Annotated in this window: 17 protein-coding genes; 7 read left to right on the top strand and 10 right to left on the bottom strand. The window is 70.6% G+C overall.

Annotated features, from left to right (window positions below; genetic code table 11):
* Positions 1-92 precede the first annotated feature (92 nt).
* The 3 genes from MCBMB27_RS07330 (at position 93) to MCBMB27_RS07340 (ending at position 6,137) form a co-directional block, all read left to right on the top strand.
* Positions 93-689 (top strand): LOG family protein, encoded by a 597-nt coding sequence (locus tag MCBMB27_RS07330; protein WP_043347456.1) that lies wholly within the window; start codon positions 93-95, stop codon positions 687-689.
* Positions 690-745: 56 nt separating this feature from the next.
* Positions 746-2,512, top strand: coding sequence for a methanol/ethanol family PQQ-dependent dehydrogenase (locus tag MCBMB27_RS07335; protein ID WP_043347454.1), 1,767 nt, complete (start codon positions 746-748; stop codon positions 2,510-2,512).
* A gap of 409 nt (positions 2,513-2,921) precedes the next feature.
* On the top strand, positions 2,922-6,137 hold the full coding sequence (locus tag MCBMB27_RS07340) for an autotransporter domain-containing protein (RefSeq protein ID WP_075380144.1): 3,216 nt from the start codon (positions 2,922-2,924) through the stop codon (positions 6,135-6,137).
* Here MCBMB27_RS07340 and MCBMB27_RS07345 read toward each other — a convergent pair.
* Positions 6,121-7,041, bottom strand: coding sequence for a LysR family transcriptional regulator (locus tag MCBMB27_RS07345; protein WP_043757148.1), 921 nt, complete (start codon positions 7,039-7,041; stop codon positions 6,121-6,123). The two genes, MCBMB27_RS07340 and MCBMB27_RS07345, sit on opposite strands and share 17 nt — an antisense overlap.
* 92 nt (positions 7,042-7,133) lie before the next feature.
* On the opposite strand from MCBMB27_RS07345, the gene MCBMB27_RS07350 reads away from it, so the two are divergent.
* Positions 7,134-8,003 (top strand): aldo/keto reductase family oxidoreductase, encoded by an 870-nt coding sequence (locus MCBMB27_RS07350; protein ID WP_075380145.1) that lies wholly within the window; start codon positions 7,134-7,136, stop codon positions 8,001-8,003.
* A 157-nt stretch (positions 8,004-8,160) separates the two neighbouring features.
* On the opposite strand, the gene MCBMB27_RS07355 is transcribed toward MCBMB27_RS07350, so the two are convergent.
* The 7 genes from MCBMB27_RS07355 to MCBMB27_RS07385 form a co-directional block, all read right to left on the bottom strand.
* The gene (locus tag MCBMB27_RS07355) at positions 8,161-9,390 is read right to left on the bottom strand and encodes an ABC transporter substrate-binding protein (protein ID WP_075380146.1); all 1,230 of its coding nucleotides are present in this window, start codon (positions 9,388-9,390) and stop codon (positions 8,161-8,163) included.
* Positions 9,391-9,635: 245 nt separating this feature from the next.
* Positions 9,636-10,523 (bottom strand): beta-keto acid cleavage family enzyme, encoded by an 888-nt coding sequence (locus MCBMB27_RS07360; protein WP_043347442.1) that lies wholly within the window; start codon positions 10,521-10,523, stop codon positions 9,636-9,638.
* A 16-nt stretch (positions 10,524-10,539) separates the two neighbouring features.
* The gene (locus tag MCBMB27_RS07365) at positions 10,540-11,298 is read right to left on the bottom strand and encodes an SDR family NAD(P)-dependent oxidoreductase (protein WP_075380147.1); all 759 of its coding nucleotides are present in this window, start codon (positions 11,296-11,298) and stop codon (positions 10,540-10,542) included.
* Complete coding sequence (locus tag MCBMB27_RS07370; protein ID WP_075380148.1) at positions 11,295-12,245, bottom strand: 3-hydroxyacyl-CoA dehydrogenase family protein; 951 nt, start codon at positions 12,243-12,245, stop codon at positions 11,295-11,297. Before MCBMB27_RS07370 ends, MCBMB27_RS07365 begins: the two co-directional genes overlap by 4 nt.
* A gap of 62 nt (positions 12,246-12,307) precedes the next feature.
* Positions 12,308-13,159, bottom strand: a complete 852-nt coding sequence (locus MCBMB27_RS07375; RefSeq protein WP_043757156.1) for an AAA family ATPase — start codon at positions 13,157-13,159, stop codon at positions 12,308-12,310.
* A gap of 231 nt (positions 13,160-13,390) precedes the next feature.
* Positions 13,391-14,032 carry a hypothetical protein gene (locus MCBMB27_RS07380; RefSeq protein ID WP_043347422.1) on the bottom strand — a complete coding sequence of 214 codons (642 nt, stop codon included), beginning with the start codon at positions 14,030-14,032 and terminating at the stop codon, positions 13,391-13,393.
* The gene (locus MCBMB27_RS07385) at positions 14,029-15,288 is read right to left on the bottom strand and encodes a hypothetical protein (RefSeq protein ID WP_043347420.1); all 1,260 of its coding nucleotides are present in this window, start codon (positions 15,286-15,288) and stop codon (positions 14,029-14,031) included. The genes MCBMB27_RS07380 and MCBMB27_RS07385 overlap by 4 nt, the downstream gene beginning before the upstream one ends.
* Positions 15,289-15,602: 314 nt before the next feature.
* On the opposite strand from MCBMB27_RS07385, the gene MCBMB27_RS07390 reads away from it, so the two are divergent.
* Positions 15,603-17,447, top strand: a complete 1,845-nt coding sequence (locus MCBMB27_RS07390; protein WP_043347418.1) for a cation:proton antiporter domain-containing protein — start codon at positions 15,603-15,605, stop codon at positions 17,445-17,447.
* Between the two features lie 655 nt (positions 17,448-18,102).
* The gene (locus tag MCBMB27_RS07395; RefSeq protein ID WP_075380149.1) at positions 18,103-19,149 is read left to right on the top strand and encodes a helix-turn-helix domain-containing protein; all 1,047 of its coding nucleotides are present in this window, start codon (positions 18,103-18,105) and stop codon (positions 19,147-19,149) included.
* Positions 19,150-19,181: 32 nt separating this feature from the next.
* On the opposite strand, the gene MCBMB27_RS07400 is transcribed toward MCBMB27_RS07395, so the two are convergent.
* A complete protein-coding gene (locus MCBMB27_RS07400) occupies positions 19,182-19,589 on the bottom strand; it encodes a hypothetical protein (protein WP_043347415.1) in 408 nt (135 codons plus the stop codon).
* Between the two features lie 335 nt (positions 19,590-19,924).
* Between MCBMB27_RS07400 and MCBMB27_RS07405 the strand changes: the two genes are divergently transcribed.
* Positions 19,925-21,100, top strand: a complete 1,176-nt coding sequence (locus MCBMB27_RS07405; RefSeq protein WP_075380150.1) for a vWA domain-containing protein — start codon at positions 19,925-19,927, stop codon at positions 21,098-21,100.
* Between the two features lie 214 nt (positions 21,101-21,314).
* On the opposite strand, the gene MCBMB27_RS07410 is transcribed toward MCBMB27_RS07405, so the two are convergent.
* Complete coding sequence (locus tag MCBMB27_RS07410) at positions 21,315-21,635, bottom strand: 2Fe-2S iron-sulfur cluster-binding protein (protein ID WP_043347410.1); 321 nt, start codon at positions 21,633-21,635, stop codon at positions 21,315-21,317.

A 21,635-nucleotide genomic window follows, 5' to 3' on the forward strand; every position in this document is an offset into this window, starting at 1 on the left:
ATCCCCCGCGAATTCAGCAGTTTGGCGCGTGGAGTGCCGGGCGCGGGGCGTGTTCTGGACGGCTCGCAACGGACGCGCGAGGAGGGCGCCGGATGGCCCCGGTGAGGACAGTCTGTGTCTATTGCGGCTCCGGCTTCGGCCGCGACCCGGCCTTCCGCGAGGCCGCGGAGGTCCTCGGGACCGCGCTCGCGCAGGCGGGGATGCGCCTCGTCTACGGCGGCGGCGATGTCGGCCTGATGGGAACGGTCGCCCGGGCGGCGCTCGCCGCCGGCGGCCACGTCACCGGCATCATCCCGGATTTCCTCCAGGCGCGGGAGCACATGCTGGCGGACGTCCAGGAGACCGTGGTGGTGCCCGACATGCACACCCGCAAGCGCCTGATGTTCGAGCACTCGGATGCCTTCGTGACCCTGCCGGGCGGCATCGGCACCCTGGAAGAGCTGGTCGAGCAGCTGACCTGGGCGCAGCTCGGGCGGCACCGGAAGCCGGTGGTGCTGGTCTCGGTGGCGGAGTTCTGGGCGCCGCTGCTCGCCCTGTTCGAGCACATGCGCGGCCACGGCTTCATCCGCGAGGGCCTCGACCTGAGCTACCTCGTCGCCCGCGAGGCGGCCGAGGTGGTGCCGATGCTCCGCACGGCCGGCCACGAGCCGGATCCCCAGGCCGAGACCATCGTCCAGCAGCGGATGTGAGGCGGTCCGGGCGGGATCCGGTGCGCCGGCGACCGCGCGGCGGGAGGATTTTCAGGATGCGCGCTTCCCTCCTCGCGGCCCTGCCGCTCGCCGGCCTCGCCGGCGCGGCCTCGGCCGGACCCGCGCCGGTCCTCCAGACCCTGGACTACGCCAACACCCGCTATTCGGATCTCGCCCAGATCGACGCCGGCAATGTCGGGCGCCTGAAGGTCGCCTGGACCTTCTCCACCGGCGTCCTGCGCGGCCACGAGGGCGCGCCGATCGTGGTCGGGCACGTGATGATCGTGCACACGCCCTTCCCCAACGTGGTCTACGCCCTCGACCTCGACCATGACGGCCGAATCCTGTGGCGCTACGCCCCCCGGCAGGAGGCCGGCGTCATCGCCGTCATGTGCTGCGACACGGTCTCCCGCGGGCTGGCCTACGCGGACGGGCGGCTGTTCCTGCAGCTGGCCGACACCACCGTGGTCGCCCTCGACCCCGAGACCGGCCGGGTGCTGTGGTCGGTGAAGAACGGCGATCCGGGCCGGGGCGAGACCAACACCGCCACGGTCCTGCCGGTCCACGGCAAGCTCATCGTCGGGCTCGCGGGGGGCGAGTACGGGGCGCGCTGCCACGTCACCGCCTACGATCAGGCGACGGGCCGGCGCCTCTGGCGCGCCTACGCCACCGGGCCCGATGCCGACATGCTGGTCGATCCGGAGACGACGACCGAACTCGGGCGCCCGATCGGCAAGGATTCCTCGCTGACGAGCTGGGAGGGCGACCAATGGCGGACCGGCGGCGCCTGCAGCTGGGGCTGGTTCTCCTACGATCCCGACCTGAACCTCGTCTATTACGGCACCGGCAACCCCGCGACCTGGAACCCGTCCCAGCGCCCCGGCGACAACCGCTGGTCCATGGCGATCATCGCCCGCGACGCCGACACGGGCATGGCCCGCTGGGTCTATCAGATGACCCCCCACGACCAGTGGGACTATGACGGCGTCAACGAGATGATCCTCACCGAGCAGGTGATCGCCGGCCGGTCGCGCAAGGTGCTGACCCATTTCGACCGGAACGGCTTCGGCTACACGCTCGACCGCGCCACGGGCGAAGTGCTGGTGGCGGAGAAGTTCGATCCCACGGTCAACTGGGCCAGCCGGATCGTGATGGACCCCGCCGCCCCCGATTACGGCCGGCCGGTGGTCGACAAGCGCTACGCGCCCGGGGAGGCCGACGAGGAGGAGGTGACCAAGAACATCTGCCCCGGGGCGCTGGGCGCCAAGAACCAGCAGCCCGCGGCCTACTCGCCCCTGACCCGGCTGTTCTACGTGCCAACCAATCACATGTGCATGGATTACGAGGCGTTCCGGGTCACCTACACGCCCGGCCAGCCCTATGTCGGCGCGACGCTCACCCTGCACCCGCCGGAGGGCTCGGACCGGACCGGGGCGTTCATCGCCTGGGACGGCGCCAAGGGCCGGATCGCCTGGACGATCCCGGAAGCCTTCTCGGTCTGGTCGGGGGCGCTGGCCACCGCCGGCAACGTGGTCTTCTACGGCACGCTGGAGGGCTACCTGAAGGCGGTCGATGCCCGGGACGGGCACGAGCTCTACCGGTTTAAGACGCCGTCCGGCATCGTCGGCAATGTCACCACCTACCTGCACGACGGGAAGCAGTACGTGGCGGTGCTCTCCGGGGTCGGCGGCTGGGCCGGGATCGGTCTGGCGGCCGGGCTCACCGATCCCGCCGACGGTTCGGGGGCGGTGGGCGGCTACGCGGCCCTGTCGCAATACACGGCGCCGGGCGGGCAGCTCACGGTGTTCGAACTGCCGAAGTAGGGCCGGCCGCCGGTCCCGGCGGCATCCGCACGCGCCGCCGGGCGATTCGCACGGCATCCCGCCGGGTCGCTTCGGCGCCGGATCCGCCCGGGCGCAATCCGGGCCGCCTCCCCTGCCCCGCCTGGCCCCGACCCCTGCAACCGCTCCCGGCCACAGGCGCGGCTATTCAGGTGCGGCCGCACGTGCGCGGCAATCGAAGGCCGAAACCCAGCTCTTGACGGATATTGTGATAGAATAAATCCGGACATCTCGGTATATTCTTCGAAAATAAGCCGACTTACAGAGTGTTGCTCCGAAGATACGAATCAATAATACGTCAGATTTTGAACGAAATATGACGATTTTCCACCGATGATCTTGGATATGGGGCGCGCGACCGGCCGGACGGGGCGGTGTCGGGGAGCGCATCATGAAACGGGGATATGGGGTCTCAATCGCCGCTCTGGCGGTCGCGATGCTCGGTTCGGGCGCCCAGGCACAGACGCCCGGTGCGGGCAACGGCGTCGACATCCTGTCGGGCTTCGGGCGGATCTGGATCCCCGGACGGACCTACGACACCGGATCGCCCACGGCCCTCGGGGCGCCCCTCCTGCTGCGCAACATCCAGATCGTCGCCGAGCGGGCGCGGGAGCGGACTCTCGCGCAGGAGATCGCCGCCTATTACGACGACCGCCGCAACCAGAGCTACAGCGTCATCGACGGCCTCGGCCCGCTGACCCAGGCCTATCTGGCGGGGTCCGGGGCGACCACCACGATCCCGGCCTTCGACGCGACCACGTCCCGCGTCCAGTATGTCGACCAGGGGACTGGCGCCGGCGTGACGACGTCGCCCCTCGGGAAGGTCGTGCACCTGGTCAACGTGTTCCGGACCAACGCCTCCACCAGCCCGGCCAAGGACGCCTACAGCTACCCGCGCCCGTGGCGGCAGAGCCTGAACGGCGAAAGCCTCGGCTTCGTCGTGCCGCCCTCCCTCGTGCCGGAGAAGAGCCCGACGCCCGCGACGGATGGCGGCTTCCCGAGCGGCCACACCAACGCCGCCTACCTCTCGGCCCTCGCCCTGGCCTACGCGGTCCCGCAGCGGTTCCAGGAACTGCTCACCCGCGCCAGCGAGCTCGGTGACAACCGCATCGAGGCGGGGATGCACTCGCCCACCGACGTGATCGGCGGCCGCGTGCTGGCGACCTACTTCGCCATCCGGGCGCTCAACGACCCGGCCAACGCGACCCTGCTGGCGGACGCCGTCGCGCAGGCCCAGAGCTACCTGAGCCAGGCCTGCGGCGGGCCGGTGGAACGGTGCGCCCACGCCGCGGTCGATCCCGCCACCGACCGCTTCTCCGATTCTGCGCGCAACAAGGCCGCCTACACGGCGCGCCTCACCTACGGTCTCCCCTCGGTCGGACCCACCAATCTGCCGCCGGTGGTCCCGACGGGCGCCGAGGCGCTGCTCGCGACGCGCTTCCCCTACCTCACGGCGGCGCAGCGCCGCGACGTGATCGCCACCACCGAGCTGCCCTCCGGCGGATTCCTCGACAACGGCCTGGGCTACGACCGCATCAACCTGTTCGCCGCCGCCGACGGCTACGGGGCCTTCAACGGTCCCGTCAGCGTCACCCAGGATGCGGCCAAGGGCGGCTTCTCGGCCTACGATGTGTGGCGCAACGATATCGGCGGCGCGGGCAGCCTCGAGAAGCTCGGCAGCGGCACCCTGGTGCTGGCCGGCGCCAACACCTACGCGGGCGGCACGACGATCGGCGGCGGGACGCTGGTCGGCCATGCCGGCGCCTTCGGCACGGGCGCGATCGTCGACAACGCGGCCCTCGTGGTCGATCAATCCGTCGACGGGACGCTGCCCAACGCCATCTCGGGCTCCGGGACCCTGACCAAGACCAATTCAGGCACCCTCACGCTCACCGGCCTCAGCACGCTGAGCGGCGCCACCACGGTTCAGGCCGGGCGGCTCGCGGTGAACGGCTCCCTCGCCAACTCGGTCGTGTCTGTGCTGCCGGGGGCGGAGCTCGGCGGCTCCGGCACGGTGGGCGGGATCGGCGCGCTCTCGGGGGGCACGGTGGCGCCGGGCAACTCCATCGGCACGCTCACCGTCGCGGGCAATGCCGCCTTCGCGGCCGGCTCGACCTACCGGGTCGAGGCCAACGCCGCCGGACAGGCCGACCGCATCGCCGCCACCGGCAGCGCCACCCTGTCGGGCGGCACCGTCCAGGTGCTGGCCGCCTCGGGCGCCTACAACCCGCGCACCACCTACACGATCCTCTCCGCCGCCGGCGGCGTCTCGGGCCAGTTCGCCGGCGTGACCGCGAACCTCGCCTTCCTCAGCCCGGGCCTGCGCTACCGGACCGACGCGGTCGACCTGACCCTCACCCGCAACGACGTGCCGTTCGCCGCGTCAGCCACCAGCCGCAACGGCATGGCGGCGGCCAACGCCGTCCAGGCGGCCGGCCCGGGCCGGCTCTTCGACGCGGCGGTCGCCTTCACCACGGCCGAGGCCGGCAACGCCTTCCGGGCGCTGGCGGGCGACATCCATGCCGGCACCGTGTCCACCGCCTACGAGACCGCGTTCTTCGTGCGCGAGGCGGTGCTCGACCGCCTGCGCTGGGGCAGCCCCGGCACCGGCCTCGATTACGGCACCCTGCCGGCCGCCTACGCGGCCGACCTGCCGGGGCGCCAGCCGGTGGTGGCGGGCGTGCCGGTGCGGACGCTCGACCCGCAGGTGTTCGGGCTCTGGGGCCAGGGCTTCGGCGCCTTCGGCACGGCCGAGGGCGGCGGCAACGCGTTCAACCTCGACCGGCAGATCGCCGGCTTCGCGGCGGGCGCGGATGTCCGCGTGTCGAACGGGCTGCGCGTCGGCGTGGTCGGCGGCTACACGGAGGCGTATCTCGACAGCGCCGGCCGGACGGGCGGCACGAGCCGGGCGGAGAGCGCCACGCTCAAGAGCGGCTTCGGCGGCCTGTATGGCGGCTATGAGGTCGGGCCGTTGTCGGTGCGGCTGGGAGCGCTCTACGCCGAGACCGACACGCGCACCCGGCGGGCGGTGCTGTACGGGCTGTCGGACACGCTGAGCGGCCATGGCGGCGGCTATACGGTGCAGGGTTTCGGCGAGATCGGCTGGAGGATCGCGCTCGGCCAGCCGGCTCCGGCGGCTCTGGTGTCGAGGGACGGCGTCGCGGTGCCGGTGCCGCCGGTGTCCTCCTACGTCGAGCCGTTCGTCGGCGGGGCGTATGTCGGCATCCGGCGGGACGCCTTCGCGGAGACCGGGGGCGCGGCGGCGATGGCGAGCGTCGCGCGGGACTACGATCTGGGCGCGGCGACCGTGGGGGTGCGGGCGCAGACGGGCCTGGAGCTGGGGTTGGGTCTTCCGGTGACGCTGCGGGGTCTGGTCGGCTACCGGCGGGCGTTCGGCGACGTGGTGCCGACGGCCCTGCTGCGGTTCGGCACGGGCCCGGCCTTCCTGAGCGCGGGCGTGCCGATCGACCGGGACGCGCTGGTGGCGCAGGTCGGGCTCGATCTGGCGGTGGCGCCGAACGCGACCCTGGGCGTGGCCTATACCGGCCAGACCGGCGCCCGCGCCCAGGATCAGGCCGTGAAGGGCACCTTCACCCTCCGGTTCTAGCGCGCGACGCCTGCGCGCCGACGAAATCCACGAAGGCGCGCAGGGGCGCCGGCAAGAGCCGCCGGCCCGGATAGTAGAGGAACGGGCCGGAGAAGACCTGCCACCAGGGTTCCAGCACCGGCTCCAGGGCGCCGCTCGCGAGCTGCGGGCGCAGCCAGTCCTCGAACAGGTGGACGATCCCGGTTCCCGCGACCGCGGCTTCCACCGCGAGGTCGCTGGCGGCGACCCGCACGATCAGCGGCCCGGACGGGTCCACCCGGACGATGTCGCCGTCGCGCTCGAACTCCCAGGGCGCCGTCAGGGCGCCGCTCGGGAACCGGCCGAGCAGGCAGGCATGGGCGAGGAGGTCGCGCGGATGCTCCGGCCGGCCGCGCCGGTCGAGATAGGCCGGGGACGCGGCGGTGGCGAAGCGCTGCCGCCGCGGGCCGATCGGCACGGCGATCATGTCCTGCTCCAGCCGCTCGTCGTAGCGGATCCCGGCGTCGCAGCCCGCCGCCAGCACGTCGACGAACCCGTCCTCGACGACCACCTCCAGGCGGATCTCCGGGTAGGCCGCCAGGAAGGGCGGCACGAGGGCCGGCAGCACGAGCCGCGCCGCGCTCAGCGGCACGTTGAGCCGCAGCGTCCCGGCCGGCCGGTCGCGGAACCCGTTCACCACGTCGAGGGCGGATTCCACCTCGGCCAAAGCCGGGCCGAGCCGCTCCAGCAGGCGCATGCCCGCCTCGGTGGGCGCGACGCTGCGGGTGGTGCGGTTCAGGAGGCGCACGCCGAGCCCCGTCTCCAGCCGGCGCACCGCCTCGCTGAGGCGCGACGCGCTTCCGCCCCCGGCGCGGGCGGCCTCGCGGAAGCCGCCGGCCCGCGCCACGGTCACGAAGGCGGCGAGGTCCGTGAGATCCTGGGTCATTGTTCGAAGATCCGCACAGCCCGTGCCGATTGTCACCGCTTATCTGTCGAATCGCTGGCGTCTACATCCGGGACGCGAACAGGAGATCCGTCATGACCGACATCGCGCAGGCCGGCACGTTCCAACTCGGCGACCGCAGGGTGAAGCGGCTCGGCTACGGGGCCATGCAACTCGCCGGGCCGGGCGTGTTCGGGCCGCCCAGGGACCGCGCCGCCGCCATCGCGGTGCTGCGCGCGGCCGTCGCCGCGGGCGTCGACCACATCGACACCAGCGACTTCTACGGGCCGCACGTCACCAACCAGATCATCCGCGAGGCGCTGCACCCCTACCCGGACGACCTCGTGATCGTCACCAAGGTCGGCGCGAAGCGCGGGGCCGACGCCTCGTGGAACCCGGCCTTCTCGGCCGCGGAGCTGACGCAGGCGGTCCACGACAACCTGCGCAACCTCGGCGTCGAGGCCCTCGACGTGGTCAACCTGCGCCTGATGTTCGACGTCCACGGGCCGGCGGAGGGCCCGGTCGAGGCGCCGCTTACCGTGCTGGCCGATCTCCAGCGCCAGGGGCTGATCCGCCGGATCGGCCTGAGCAACGCCACGCCGCGTCAGGTGGCGGACGGGCGCCGGATCGCCGACATCGTCTGCGTGCAGAACCAGTACAATCTCGCCCACCGGGGCGACGACGCCTTCATCGACGCCCTCGCGGCTTCCGGCACCGCCTACGTGCCGTTCTTCCCGCTGGGCGGGTTCAGCCCGCTGCAATCGGGCACCCTGTCGGAGGTGGCCGCCGGGCTCGGCGCGACGCCGATGCAGGTAGCGCTCGCGTGGCTGCTCCGCCGGTCGCCCAACATCCTGCTGATCCCGGGGACGTCGTCCCTCGGCCATCTGCGCGAGAACCTCGCGGCGGCGGAGCTCAGCCTGCCGGAGGAGGCCATGGCGGCGCTCGACCGGATCGGGGCGGCGTGAGAGGCGCTCATCCGACCCCCGGCCTCATCCTGAGGTGCTGGAGCGAAGCGGAAGCCTCGAAGGAGCCCTCCCGATACCGCCGCGATCCCTGGAGCTCTCCTTCGCGGCCGCTGCGCGGCACCTCAGGCTGAGGGGTTTGGTGGGATAGCTCGGGCCCCTACTTCGCGGTCATGCCGGCCACCATCGGGCAGCCGCCCTCGCTCATCGGGCGGAAGGCCTGCTCGGCGGGGATCGTCTCCAGCACCTTGTAGAGGTCCCACGCGCCCTTCGACTCGGAGGGCGCCTTGGCCTCGAACAGGTACATCGGGTGGATCTTGCGCCCGTCCGGCCGGATCGTCCCCTTGCCGAACAGCGGGTCGTCGGTGGGCATCTCCTTCATCTTGGCCACCACGGCGGCGCCGTCCTTGGCCGAATGCAGGGCCGCCACCGCCTTCAGGTAGTGCAGCGTGCTGGCGTAGACGCCCGCCTGGTACGAGGTCGGCTTCTTGCCGGGCATGCGCTTCTCGAACCGCTCCGCGAAGGCGCGGGTGCCGTCGTTGAGGTCCCAGTAGAACGAGGCCGTGAAGTCGAGCCCCTGCGCCACCTCCAGGCCCAGCGAGTGGATGTCGGTGATGGCGATCAGCAGGGCGGCGATCTTCTGGCCGCCCTGGCGGATGCCGAACTCGTGCGCCTGCTTGATGGCGTTGGCGGCGTCGAGGCCGGCATCGGCGAGCCCGATCACCTGCGCCCCCGAGGCCTGGGCCTGGAGGAGGAACGAGGAGAAGTCCGGGTTCGGGAAGGGCGTGCGCACGCCGCCGACGACCGTGCCGCCGTTCTTCTCCACCACGGCCTTGGTGTCGCGCTCCAGGGCGAGGCCAAAGGCGTAGTCGGCGGTGATGAAGTACCAGGTCTTGCCGCCGCGCTTGAGCATCGCCTTGCCGGTGCCGTTGGCGAGCGCCGCCGTGTCGTAGGTCCAGTGCACGGTGTTGGGCGTGCAGGCCGGCCCGGTGAGGTCGGCTGTGCCGCCGCCCGAGTTGATGAAGGCCTTGTTCTTCTCCTTGGTGATCTGCGCGATGGCGAGCGCCACCGAGGAGGTCGGCACGTCGAACACCGCGTCGACGCCGTCGCGGTCGTACCATTGCCGGGTGACGGAGGCGCCGACATCGGGCTTGTTCTGGTGGTCGGCGGAGACGACCTCGACCTTCAGCCCGTGCGCCTCCGGCTTGAAGTCCTCGACCGCCATGCGGGCGGCCACCACCGAGCCCTCGCCGGTGGAATCGAAGTAGACGCCCGAGCGGTCGTTCAGGACGCCGATCTTCACCGGGACGAGGTCGGCCGCGAAGGCGGCGCCGGCGCCGAGCGCGCACAAGCTCCCGAGCAGTCGCGCGACGTGGTGGCGGACCGTCATGTCTCTCTCCCTGTTTGTCCGAACGCGGCGGCGTTGATCGCCGCTCGGTTCTTCTCAGGGTGCAGACTATCCGGGGGGGATCGCGGTCGATACGGCAATGCGTGAGGATGCGGGCGTTCCGTCAGGGGCCGCCTTCCCCGCCCGCGACGACGCTTCGGTGATCGCGGACGGGCATTCGCTTCTCCGAGGCGCCACCCCGTCTTCGCTGCGCACGTGATGACGGGTGAGCGGCGGCGACCGGACTCTCAACCGCCCCGCGGCGCCAGCCCGAAGATCGCCCGCGCCTGATCGGGCGTGGCCGGCGCACGGTCGATATGGGCCAGCAGGCTCACGGCCTTCTCCACCAGCGCGGCGTTGCTCGGCGCGAGGGTGCCGCGGGACAGGTACAGGTTGTCCTCCAGCCCGACGCGGACGTTGCCGCCCATGCCGGCGGCGACCGCGAGGATTGAAAACTCCTCCCGGCCGATGCCGAAGGCCGACCAGACCGCGTCCTCCGGCAGCCGGGCGCGCATCGCCACCAGGGCCTCCGGTGTCGCCGGCGCTCCCCAGGGAATGCCGAGGCAGATCTGGAACAGCGGCGGGCGGGCCAGATGCCCCTCGGCGATCAGGTGCCGGGCCAGCTCGATCTGCCCGAGATCGAACACCTCGATCTCGGGCTTCACGCCCGCGTCGCGGATGTGACCCGCCATCGCCCGCAGGTGGCCGGGGGTGTTGAGGAACAGGTGCTCGCCGAAATTCATCGTGGCGACGTCGAGGGTGCAGATCTCGGGTGTGAGTGCCGCCACGTGCCGGGTGCGGGCTTCCGGGCTCACGAAGGTGGTGCCCGGGCCGGCGACGGCCGGATCGGGATCGCCGGGCACGAACCGGCCCCCCGCCCCCGTGGTCAGGTTGAGGATCACGCTGTCGTTCTGGTCGCGGATCCGTTCCACCACCTCGCGGTAATGGGCCAACTCCATGCTGGGCGCGGCGGTCTCGGGATCGCGGACGTGGATGTGGACCACCGCGGCCCCGGCGGCGGCGGCCTCGAGGGCCGACTGGGCGATGGCCTTCGGGCTCACCGGCACGGCCGGGTTCTTCTTCGGCGTGTCGAAGGAGCCCGTGAGGGCACAGGTGATGACGGTGGTGCTCGACATCGTATCCTCCCCGGGCTCAGATCGCCCCGCCGTCGACCGTGATCGTCTCGCCGGTGATGTAGGCCGCCCCCGCCGCGAGGAAGAAGATCGTCTCGGCGATGTCCTCCGGCCGGGCCATGCGGCCGAGCATCGTGCGCTCCACCGTCGAGGCCTTGCGTGCCTCCGACCAGGGCTCGGTCCAGGGCGTGGCCACGAGGCCCGGCGCCACCGCGTTGACCCGCACGTCGGGCGCCAGCGCCCGGGCGAGGCTGCGGGTCAGGTTGATCAGCCCGGCCTTGCTGGCCGCGTAGGCCACCGAGGAGCCCCGCCGCCCGAGCCCGGCCACCGAGGCGGTGTTGACGATGGCGCCCCGGCTCGCCTTGAGGGTCGCGGCCGCGGCCCGGGCGCAGCGGAACGGCCCGAGGAGGTTGGTCGCCAGGATCGTGGCCCAAAAATCCTCACTCATCGCGTCGAGATCCTCGAAGGCGATGGGCGTGGTCGTGCCCGACGTCCCGGCATTGTTGACGAGCACGTCGAGGCCGCCGAGCCGGTCGATCCCGGCCGCCACCATCGCCTCGGCCTCGCCCGCCCGCGACACGTCGCCGGGCAGCGCGAGCACCGAGAGCCCCGTCCCGGCAAATCGCGCGGCCTCGGCGGGACCGCGGGGATCGTCGGGCAGGTGACTCAGCGCCACCGCGGCGCCGTTGCGGGCGAAGATCTCCACCGTCGCGAGGCCGATGCCCGACGAGGCTCCGGTGACGAGGACGCGCCGTCCGGACAGGTCCGCTCCGATCATGATCCCTCCATCCGGCCGATCCCGGCCATCGCCGCCTTGAGCGCCAGGAGCTTGCGGTCGCGCTCGCGGAACAGCTCCGCGGGCGCCCGGCCGCCCCAGTCGAAATAGCCGCGCCCCGCCATCACCCCGGTCCGGCCCGCGGCGCAGAGGGCGTCGAGGGTCTCGGAGCGGGTGCGCGGCGGCGGCGGCGCGTAGCTGCCGTTGGCGAGCGCGCGCTGCGTCAGCTCCAGGCCGGTGAAGTCGGCCTTGGCGAGGTGGCCGAGGATCGGGATGCGCAAGGAGAGTCCGTGGATGATCGCATCGTCGATGTCCCGCGGCGCGGCGACGTCCTCGTCGAGGAGCCGGAACACCTCGGCGCTGATCGCCTGCTGGATGCGGTTGGCGATGTAGCCGGGAATGAAGCGCTTCAGCACGATCGGGACCTGCCCGAGGCCGCGCACGAGGTCGGCCATGGCGGCGACCACCGCCGGATCCGTGCCGGGCCCCGGGACCACGTCGACGAGGTCGACGATGTAGGGCGGCGTGTACCAGTGCAGGATCAGCGCCCGCGCCTGCCGGGCCTCCGGGATCAGCGGGAACACGTCGAGATAGCTGGTGTTGCTGGCGAGGATCACGTCGGCCGGGCAGAGCCGGTCGAGCTCGGCGAACAGGGCGCGCTTGGCCTCCGGATTCTCGGTGATCGCCTCGATGACGAGGCCGGCGCCCGCCACCGCCGCGTCCAGCGCCGCCTCGACCCGGACGGCCCGTGCCAGTCGCCCGGCATCCCAGCCCGCGGGCGCGGCCCCTGCCTCCTGCAGGGTGGCCAGCGCCGATTCCATCAGGCCGGGCACCCGCGCGCGGGTCTCCGGTGACGTGTCGGTGATCCGCACGCCGTGGCCGCCGAGCGCCAGCACCAGGGCGATGCCGTGCCCCATCACGCCGCCGCCGACGATCGCGATCTCGCCCATGCCGCACGCTCCGTCCCTGTCCCGGGCTCCTCTGGCGGGAGTCCTCGGGTCTTCACGCGAATTCAGCCGCCGCGCTGGTCCCGGCGCATCATGAAGGCCAGCTTCTCGAAGAGGCTGACATCCTGCTCGTTCTTCAGGAGCGCCCCGTGCAGGGGCGGGATCAGCTTGCGGCTGTCCTGCTCGCGCAGGGTCTCGGGGGCGATGTCCTCGGAGACGAGGAGCTTCAGCCAGTCGAGCAGTTCCGAGGTCGAGGGCTTCTTTTTCAGGCCCGGCACCTCGCGCATCGCCAGGAAGGTCCGCAGGGCCTCCTCGACGAGGCGGTGCTTGATGCCCGGATAGTGGACGTCGACGATGCGCTGCAGCGTCTCGGCGTCGGGGAACTTGATGTAGTGGAAGAAGCAGCGGCGCAGGAAGGCGTCCGGCAGCTCTTTCTCGTTGTTCGACGTGATGATCACGATCGGCCGGCGCACGGCTTTGACGGTCTCGCCGGTCTCGTAGACGTGGAACTCCATCCGGTCGAGTTCGGTGAGGAGGTCGTTGGGGAACTCGATATCGGCCTTGTCGATCTCGTCGATCAGCAGGACCGGGCGCTCGGGCGCGGTGAACGCCTCCCAGAGCTTGCCGCGCCGGATGTAGTTCCCGATCTCCGAGACCCGGGGATCGCCGAGCTGGGAGTCGCGCAGGCGCGAGACCGCGTCGTACTCGTAGAGACCCTGCTGCGCCTTGGTGGTCGACTTGATGTTCCAGACGATCAGCGGCGCACCGAGTCCCCTGGCGATCTCCTCGGCCAGCACCGTCTTGCCGGTGCCGGGCTCGCCCTTCACCAGGAGCGGGCGTTCCAGCACCACCGCGGCGTTGACCGCCGCGGTGAGGTCGGGGGTCGCGACGTAGGTCTCGGTTCCGGAAAAGCGCATCGCGGTCTCGGAGAGAGGGGCTTGAGCCCAGGGGTAACGCGGCGCGCAGCCGGGCCGCAAGCGCGGCGCCGGATCCGACCCGCGTCCGCATTCTGCGAGGCCCGCGTCAGCGAGCCCCGCAGGAAGGCTTTTGGGGAACGCGCGGCCGGATGGAGGCCACTTCCGAGACCTCCGCTGCGCTCCGGCACCTCAGGATAAGGGTGGAGATCCGAGCTCAACCTCGGGACCTGGTCAGCCCTTCTCGTGCCAGACGCAGTTCCGGGCCAGGATCTCCAGGTTCACGTCCGACTTCTGCGGCTGCGGCAGGGTCTTGCCGTCCATGGCGAGGTCGATCTTGATCTCGACCTGCCCCTTCGCCTCGGCCGTGCGGCGGGAGAAGTAGCAATATTGCTGGTAGGGCTGGTCGGCGCTGTCCTTGAAGTTCCAGCCGGTCACGATCTGCCCGTCGAGATAGGGCACCTGCTTGAACACCGTGAAGGTGGTGTTCACCGTCGCCTTCGAGGCCGGGGCCGCGTCGCTGCCGAGCTGCGCCTTGGTGGGGGTCGGCGACGCGGATGCCTTGGGCAGGCCTTCGAGCTTCAAGACGTTGTCGGTCAGCGTGACTTCGCCCTTGGTCTTCAGGGTCACGTCCGAGAGGGCGGCCTGCATGGCGGCGGCGATCTTCTCCGCCGCGGTGTCGAACTGGTTGAGCGTCGCCCAGCCATAGGCCGCCGCCCCGATGCCGATCCCGGCGAGGCACGCGAAGGCGCCGAAACCCAGCGCCCGGAACAGGAAGGCCCGGGCGGCGACGTAGCTCGAATCCGCCCGCAGGCGGGAATTCACCTGCTGGGCGAGGGCGATATTCTCGGGGGTCCCGCTCGCGACGTAGTTCATGCGCCGGCTCCAGCGGCAGGGAGGGTCTGGCCCGGATGGGCCTGGTTGGGCAGCGCCTGCTGGCCTTGCGCCGGGCGGTTCATCGGGATCACCGCCCCCGAGGCGTTGGCGGCCCGCGGCAGGATCGGCTCAGGGTTCGAACGCAGGGCGTCGGCGATCGCGTCGAGCATGTACGGCGCCGCTTCCGGGTTCACGGCGGCGCCGAGGTCGTCCTCGTCCATGAAGGTCCGGCGGGTCGAGACCGCGCAGAGGGCCAGGATCGTCGACGCGAAGGCGGCGCAGACCGCGGGCAGGAATACGAAGATCCGCAGGAAGGCGTGGACCTGGCTCTCGGTCACGTCGATCGGGTCGACGCCGTAGACCATGGCGGTGAAGGAATGGAGCTGCGAGCGGTTGACCGCGTTGCGGTAGCCCTGCTCGGCATCGGCCACGCGCCGGTCGGCGGCGCCGGGATCGAGGGCGGCGCGGGCCTTGCGGGCCTCCTCCAGGTCCTTGATCATCCCGGCGCGGTCGGCGGACGCCTTGGCGACACCCTGCGACAGGGCGGCGACCCGCGGATCGGCCACGCATTTCAGGTTCTGGTACTTCCGGCCCTTGCTGTTGGTGCCGAAGACCCGCTCGCAGCGCTGGGCCGGCAGGCCGGCGAGCTGCTGGGCGTTGTCGGCGGAACGCTTCTCGATCTGGTCGAGCTCGGCCGTGTACTGGGCCACGCGTTCGTCCGCCGCCTTGATGCGGTCGCCGATCGTCGCACGGTCGGCCTGGGCGTCCTTCAGGGCCGTCTTGGTCCGGGCCGCCTCCATCAGGCGGGGATGGAACATCATCTCGCCGAGCTGCGACACCGACTTGGTGGTCACGCCCGCCGCGAAGATGATGCCCAGCACCGCCAGCCCGCGCACGAAATGCGAGCGCTGGGTGCGCGCCAGGATGCCCAGCGGCACCCGGCACAGCTCCACCGCGGCGTAGACCAGGGGCGCCAGCAGCATGAAGTAGAAGGCGTGCCAGTCGCCGTCGCTGTAGACGCCTGCGAACAGCCACGCGCCCCAGAGCGAGGCGCCGATCACCATGAACTCGACGAGGTACGCGATTGCCACGTAGCCCCACTTGATGCGGTAGCCCTTCTCGACGTGGCGCTGGTGGCGCCAGCGGTCCGACTCAAGCTTCCACTCGCGTTTCTCGCGCTCGCGATCGCGGCTGGGGGGCGCTGTCGGACCGGAGAATATCGATTTGATGGAGATCATCGGCCTCGTCGCATCCATCCGGTCCAGTTCCGGGCAGGGCCCGGCCGAGCTTAACCCCCGGTTAACTCAGGCGTGTATGCGCCCATTGTGCCGATTTTGAGCCGCGTTGCACACACCCGCCGTACACATCCACCGGGTGATCGCCCGCAGCATCGCCCCGGTGGCGGAAATGTCTCACCCGATCGATGTATCCGGCTTGTGTCGGAGCGCACCTGCGCCGGCCTGTTCCCGGCCTGAAAGCGGTTGCCCGCAGCACAGCGACGACCCATGATCGCGAAGCCGTGATCGGCGTCCCCCCGCAGCCCCGAGAGACGAGGTTCGATCCGCCGCCGATGCCAGAGGTCCATGCCGGCTCCTACAAGGAAGCGATCCTGTTCCTCGTCACAGCGGGCATCGTGGTGCCGCTGTTCCACCGCCTGCGGATCTCGCCGGTGCTCGGCTTCATCGGCGCCGGCGCCCTGCTCGGACCCTTCGGCCTCGGCCGGCTGGCCGACACCTATCCCTCCGTGCACCTCTTCACCATCGGCAACCGGGCCGAGATCGCGCACCTCGCCGAATTCGGGGTGATCTTCCTGATGTTCATGATCGGGATCGAGCTGTCCTGGGAGCGCCTGCGGGTGCTGCGCCGGCTGGTCTTCGGCCTCGGCTCCCTGCAGGTGGGCTGCTCCGCGCTGATCCTCGGGGCGATCCTGTACGGGCTCGGCGTGCCGCTCACCGGCGCGGCGATCGTCGGCATCGGCCTCGCCCTGTCCTCCACCGCCGTGGTGCTGCCGGTGCTGGCCGAGCAGAAGCGGCTGAACGCGCCCACCGGCCGCACCAGCTTCGCGGTCCTGCTGTTCCAGGATCTGGCGGTGGCGCCGGTCCTGTTCGCCATCGCGGTGCTCGGCCGCGACGACGGCGGCGACAAGGGCTGGGCGCTGGCCATGGCGCTCGGGCAGGCGGCGATCGCGCTGGTCCTGATCGTGGTGGCGGGCCGCCTCGCCCTGCGCCCGCTGTTCCAGCTGGTGGCGCGCACGCGCTCCACCGAGCTGTTCATGGCCGCCTGCCTGCTGGTCATCGTCGGCACGGCGCTCACCGCGGCGGCGAGCGGCCTGTCGATGACGCTCGGCGCCTTCGTGGCCGGCCTTCTGCTGGCCGAGACCGAGTACCGCCGGGCGATCGAGGCGACGATCGACCCGTTCAAGGGCCTCCTGCTCGGCGTGTTCTTCGTCTCGGTGGGCATGAACCTGGACCCGGCCCAGCTCATGGCGAGTCCCGGCGCGATCCTCGGACTGTCCCTGGCGCTGGTCCTGATCAAGGCCGCCGTGGTGATGATGGCGGCTCCGGTCCTGAAGATCCCCCGGCCCGTGGCGCTCGAGACGGCGCTGCTGCTCGGGCCGGGCGGCGAGTTCGCCTACGTGCTGATCGGCGGCGCCATGGCCACCGGGCTCGTGCCGGAGGAGGTCGGCGCGGCCGCCCTCGTGGTGACCACCGTCACCATGATCATGATCCCGGCGCTCGCCGCCGTCGGCCGCCGGCTCAAGATGCGGGCGACGGCCAGCGCCCAGGCCGCCGCCAAGGCCGAGCCGGTGCCGGAGCGGGTGGACAACCGGGTGATCGTCGCGGGCTTCGGCCGCGTCGGCCGGCAGGTCGGTGAGATGCTGGAGCGGCACCAGATCCCGTACCTCGCCCTCGATTCCGACGCCGCGCGGGTGGCCGAGCAGCGCCGCGCCGGGGCGCCGGTCTATTTCGGCGACAGCGGCAGCACCGAGATGCTGCGCCGCTGCGACATCGCCACGGCCCGGGCCCTGGTCGTCACCCTGGACAACCCGCGCGCCGTCGAGGCGGCGGTGGTGGCGGCCCGGGCCGAGCGGCCGGACCTGACCATCGTGGCCCGTGCCCGCGACGCCCGCCACGCGTCGTCCCTCTACGAACTCGGCGTCGACGACGCGGTGCCGGAGACGATCGAGGCCTCCCTGCAGCTCTCGGAGGCGGTGCTGGTCGATGTCGGCGTCCCGATGGGGCTCGTCATCGCGTCGATCCACGAGCGGCGGGACGAGTACCGGACCCTGCTGAAGAAGCGCGAGAACGAGGCGAAGCCGATCTTCCGTGCCCGCCGCACGGTGGGCAAGGCTCTGGGCAAGCCGCCGGCCAAGCGCGAGCCCGAGCGCCAGGAGGCGGCCGGCCAGGAGGCGTGACAGGAGGCATGACAGGAGGCGTGAGCCGCAGCCCTGCCGAACCAGCGGGGCGCTGCCGCGGTGGTGCGTCCGTTGTCCGTCTGCGGAACCGGAGAGCGCGCCGATTCCGCCGCCCGACCAAGGTCAGGATCACGACTGCGTGGCTGTCCCAGGCCCGGTTGCGGGTCCTGCCACGTCCAACGCCGGCCGCTTCTCAGCTTCAGCCAAGTCGTGCTGCGGCGGCGGCCGGCAGGCGCAGGAGACGTCGAAATCTTTCGACGCGATTGATTCGAACAGAAAGCGGCGCCAAATTTTTTTCGCGTGAAGTCTGTAGTGCGTGCTGCTAGGGGTCGCGTGTTCAAATACGATATTACGGAATATTTGCCTAAGTAGTTCTTTGTTTGGCTGACATCGATTCGATCTCTGCGAATTTTGTCTTCGCCCGCAGGTGCCTCTGAGGGCGCGGTGCGATTGCAGGTGAGATTGGCTCAAGATTTCGCCATGTAGGATTGCGGCATTCGACCGGTGCGCGTCTGATGCGAGGTGAAGCCCGTGATGGCTAAAAGCGGTCTCCTGATGTTCTGCGCGTCACGTAACGTTCAACCGGCGGCGCAAGACCGGCTCGCGATCCGGGTCTTCCCGCCGATCCGTGCGTGCGGCGTCGAGCGAGGTCGCGATGTATGAGGGGGACGGCCGATTTCCGCGGGTCGGCGGTGATCGGGACATATCAGAATACGCGACCGTGCGGATGAATACGGAGGCGGTGCCGCTCCAGGCGCGTTTCGATTACTGGATTGAGGCATGCCGAACCATGTTCGGCAGTTTCGAGTTTGTCGATCTGGAGCGAAAGAACTTTCGCGCCGCGTTGAACACTCTGACCGTCGACAACCTCACGATCGCGCACTACGTCGGATCGCCCCACGCCATGGTCCGGACGCGGTCTCACATCCGATCGTCGGATAACGATTTCTATCTCGTCATCCTGGCGTCGGAGCGGACCTTCAATCTGGATCACGGTCAATACCATCGATCCAGTACCGGCGGGATCTCGCTCCTGGACAACACCCAGCCCTTCCTAGGTGCCCATCCTGAAGGCTTAGACATCATCAATGTCTTCATCCCGCGGGCCGTGCTGGAGCTGGCGATGGGGCCGGCCCGGTGCCTGACGGGATTGTCGATCGACGCGACGCAGACCAGCTTTCCTATCATCGTCTCGTACCTGTCCGCGTTGATCAAGCATGGCGCGACCCTCGATCCGGCCTGCCAGGCGCGCGTGGCTGCGATTGCCGTCCAACTCATCGCGGCCGGCTTTGCGGAGAAAGTGGAGTCCGACGCGCCTCGGTCCCTGGGCGGCGCCGCGATCCTCAGCCGGGCGCGGGCTTTCATCATCGACCATATCGGCGTCGAGGGCCTGTCGATCAACGATGTCGCGGCCGCGCTCAATATCTCGGTCCGCCGGCTTCAGGAGGTGGCCAGCGCGGAGAATATCGCACTGATGGATTGGATGTGGGAGCGCCGTCTGCAATTGGCACACGCGAAGCTGGCCGATCCGGTCAACGGCGTCGTGCCGGTCGGCCTGATCGCGTATCAATGCGGGTTCGCCAGCCAGGCGCACTTCTCCCGCCGCTTCAAGGAGCGCTTCGGGCAGACGCCGACGGAGTACAAGGTCGCGTCCGGACTCACGCGGGCGGCACGCGCCGCCGCGGTGGCCGGCATGGCCTGAAGCGGGCCGGTGCGCGCAAGCCGCCGATGCCGTCAGATCAGGGCGGGCTGCGCGTCCTCGTGCTTGGGCCGCCGCGTCACGCGGCTGCGCGGCGCCGGCTCGAACCCGTCGGCGAAGCTGCACCGGTAGACCAGCTCGTCCGCCGGCCCGAGGCCGGTGACCAGGGGCACCGTCACGGTGTCGCCGGAGAAGCGCCAGCCGCGGGCGCCCTTGTCCCAATAGAGCCAGACCGTGCCGGGATAGCCGCGCAGGGTGAAGACCGCCGCCTTGCGCGACAGGGCCTGCACCGCCCGAGGGGCATACATGCCCTTGTCGCGATACGCGTCCCGGGTCGCCTCCGGCTGGCGATCCATGAAGGTGTTGCGCACCAGCTGAATCGTCGCCCCCGGCTTCCCGAGAAACCGCTTGAATTCCGTCAGATTCCGCAGGATGACCGCCATCGCAGGTCTCCTCGCCAGTCCGGTCCGGACCGCGTCGCCGCGTCCGCACACACTCGATGCCCCGAGTTGAGCGATTCCCATGACCGATTGAGTGACCGGGCGAGGCTTGTCCGGGCACATATCAACAGATTCGACAACTTATGCCCAGGTTATGAGTCCCATCGGCCCGGAGAGACTCGCTTCGGCCCGAGATCCGGCCGCGTCGACGGCGATGAATCTTGTCGACCATCGCCGAAGACTCGAAATCCGGCCCAGAAAGTCCTGCGCCGCCCGGCGCGGCCTTGGCCGATTCGCGCGGGCTTGACCCGGGCGCCCGGCTGGCGCGTTCTCCCGGGATGCTGCTGCAGTTCTTCACGGCCCTCCGGGACGCCAAGGTCCCCGTCTCCCTGAAGGAGTACCTCATCCTGCTCGGCGCCCTGGACCGGGGCCTCGCCGGGCACGATGTCGAGGCGTTCTACTTCCTGTCGCGGACGGCGCTCGTGAAGGACGAGGCGCATCTCGACCGGTTCGACCGGGTGTTCGGCACGGTGTTCAAGGGGCTTCAGACCCGCGGCGAGGCGGTCGAGCCCGCGGCGATCCCCGAGGAGTGGCTGCGCAAGCTCACCGAGAAGTACCTGACCGAGGCCGAGAAGGCGGAGTTGAAGGCGCTCGGCTGGGACAAGCTGTTCGAGACCCTGAAGCAGCGGCTCGCCGAGCAGAAGGGGCGCCACCAGGGCGGCTCGAAATGGATCGGCACCGGCGGGACGTCGCCCTTCGGCGCCTACGGCTACAACCCCGAGGGGATCCGGATCGGCCAGGACGGGAACCGCAACTTCCGGGCGGTGAAGGTCTGGGACAAGCGGGAATTCAAGGATCTCGACGACGACCGCGAGATCGGCGCGCGCAACCTACGCCTCGCCCTCCGGCGCCTGCGCCGCTTCGCCCGGACGGGGGCGGCCGAGGAACTCGACCTCGACGGTACGATCCGGGCGAGCGCCCGCCAGGGCTATATCGACGTGAAGCTGCGGCCGGAGCGGCGCAACGCCGTGAAGGTGCTGCTGTTCCTCGATGTCGGCGGCTCGATGGACTGGCACATCGAGCAGGCGGAGGCGCTGTTCTCGGCGGCGCGCTCGGAGTTCAAGCACCTCGCGCATTACTACTTCCACAACTGCCCCTACGAGGCGGTCTGGACCGAGAACCGGCGGCGGCACGAGGCGCAGACGCCGCTGCTCGACGTGATCCGCACCTATGGCAGCGACTACCGGCTCGTCTTCGTGGGCGACGCCTCGATGAGCCCCTACGAGATCGCGACACCGGGCGGCTCGGTGGAGCACTGGAACGCGGAGGCCGGCGCCGTCTGGATGCAGCGGCTCCTCGACCATTTCCCGAAGGCGGCGTGGCTGAACCCGGTGCCCGAGACGCACTGGGGCTACACCCAGTCGATCGGCATGATGCAGCGGCTGATCGCCGGCCGGATGTTCCCCCTCACCCTGGACGGGCTCGACGCGGCGGCCCGGGCGCTGGTGCGGTGAGGCTCGGTATGCCCCGGCTTCGTCGCGCCGATCCGCGGCCTCATCCTGAGGTGCCCGCGTCTGCGGGCCTCGAAGGCGGGCGCGAGGGATCGCGGCGCTGACTGGAGGGCTCCTGCGAGGCCTCCGTTGCGCTCCGGCGCCTCAGGATGAGGGTGCGGGGATCGGGACGCTCCGCGACATCGTGGCCCGGCCGGCTCCGCGATCGGAGGGCCTGTCAGCCCTGCTGGGACGGCGTCGTCACCACGAGTCCATCGAGCGCCGGGGTGATCTTGATCTGGCAGGACAGGCGGGAATTCTCGCGGACGTCGCTGGCGAAGTCGAGCATGTCCTGCTCCATGTCCTGGGCCTTGCCGACCACCTCGATCCACGCGTCGGCGACGTAGACGTGGCAGGTGGCGCAGGCGCAGGCGCCGCCGCACTCCGCGTCGATGCCCGGCACGTTGTTGCGCAGAGCCGTCTCCATCACGGTCGCGCCGACGCTGCCTTCGACGGTCCGCTCCGTCCCGGCGTGGTCGACGTAGGTGATCTTGGGCAT

The sequence above is a fragment of the Methylobacterium phyllosphaerae genome (assembly GCF_001936175.1).
Taxonomy (GTDB): domain Bacteria; phylum Pseudomonadota; class Alphaproteobacteria; order Rhizobiales; family Beijerinckiaceae; genus Methylobacterium; species Methylobacterium fujisawaense.

Bases quoted from the DNA above. Each gene is read 5' to 3' on its own strand.
- MCBMB27_RS07375 (WP_043757156.1), bottom strand. From the start codon at position 13,159: ATGCGCTTTTCCGGAACCGAGACCTACGTCGCGACCCCCGACCTCACC.
- MCBMB27_RS07380 (WP_043347422.1), bottom strand. From the start codon at position 14,032: ATGAACTACGTCGCGAGCGGGACCCCCGAGAATATCGCCCTCGCCCAG.
- MCBMB27_RS07340 (WP_075380144.1), top strand. From the start codon at position 2,922: ATGAAACGGGGATATGGGGTCTCAATCGCCGCTCTGGCGGTCGCGATG.
- MCBMB27_RS07410 (WP_043347410.1), bottom strand. From the start codon at position 21,635: ATGCCCAAGATCACCTACGTCGACCACGCCGGGACGGAGCGGACCGTC.
- MCBMB27_RS07390 (WP_043347418.1), top strand. From the start codon at position 15,603: ATGCCAGAGGTCCATGCCGGCTCCTACAAGGAAGCGATCCTGTTCCTC.
- MCBMB27_RS07350 (WP_075380145.1), top strand. From the start codon at position 7,134: ATGACCGACATCGCGCAGGCCGGCACGTTCCAACTCGGCGACCGCAGG.
- MCBMB27_RS07360 (WP_043347442.1), bottom strand. From the start codon at position 10,523: ATGTCGAGCACCACCGTCATCACCTGTGCCCTCACGGGCTCCTTCGAC.
- MCBMB27_RS07345 (WP_043757148.1), bottom strand. From the start codon at position 7,041: ATGACCCAGGATCTCACGGACCTCGCCGCCTTCGTGACCGTGGCGCGG.
- MCBMB27_RS07400 (WP_043347415.1), bottom strand. From the start codon at position 19,589: ATGGCGGTCATCCTGCGGAATCTGACGGAATTCAAGCGGTTTCTCGGG.
- MCBMB27_RS07330 (WP_043347456.1), top strand. From the start codon at position 93: ATGGCCCCGGTGAGGACAGTCTGTGTCTATTGCGGCTCCGGCTTCGGC.
- MCBMB27_RS07335 (WP_043347454.1), top strand. From the start codon at position 746: ATGCGCGCTTCCCTCCTCGCGGCCCTGCCGCTCGCCGGCCTCGCCGGC.
- MCBMB27_RS07365 (WP_075380147.1), bottom strand. From the start codon at position 11,298: ATGATCGGAGCGGACCTGTCCGGACGGCGCGTCCTCGTCACCGGAGCC.
- MCBMB27_RS07355 (WP_075380146.1), bottom strand. From the start codon at position 9,390: ATGACGGTCCGCCACCACGTCGCGCGACTGCTCGGGAGCTTGTGCGCG.
- MCBMB27_RS07370 (WP_075380148.1), bottom strand. From the start codon at position 12,245: ATGGGCGAGATCGCGATCGTCGGCGGCGGCGTGATGGGGCACGGCATC.
- MCBMB27_RS07385 (WP_043347420.1), bottom strand. From the start codon at position 15,288: ATGGATGCGACGAGGCCGATGATCTCCATCAAATCGATATTCTCCGGT.
- MCBMB27_RS07395 (WP_075380149.1), top strand. From the start codon at position 18,103: ATGTATGAGGGGGACGGCCGATTTCCGCGGGTCGGCGGTGATCGGGAC.
- MCBMB27_RS07405 (WP_075380150.1), top strand. From the start codon at position 19,925: ATGCTGCTGCAGTTCTTCACGGCCCTCCGGGACGCCAAGGTCCCCGTC.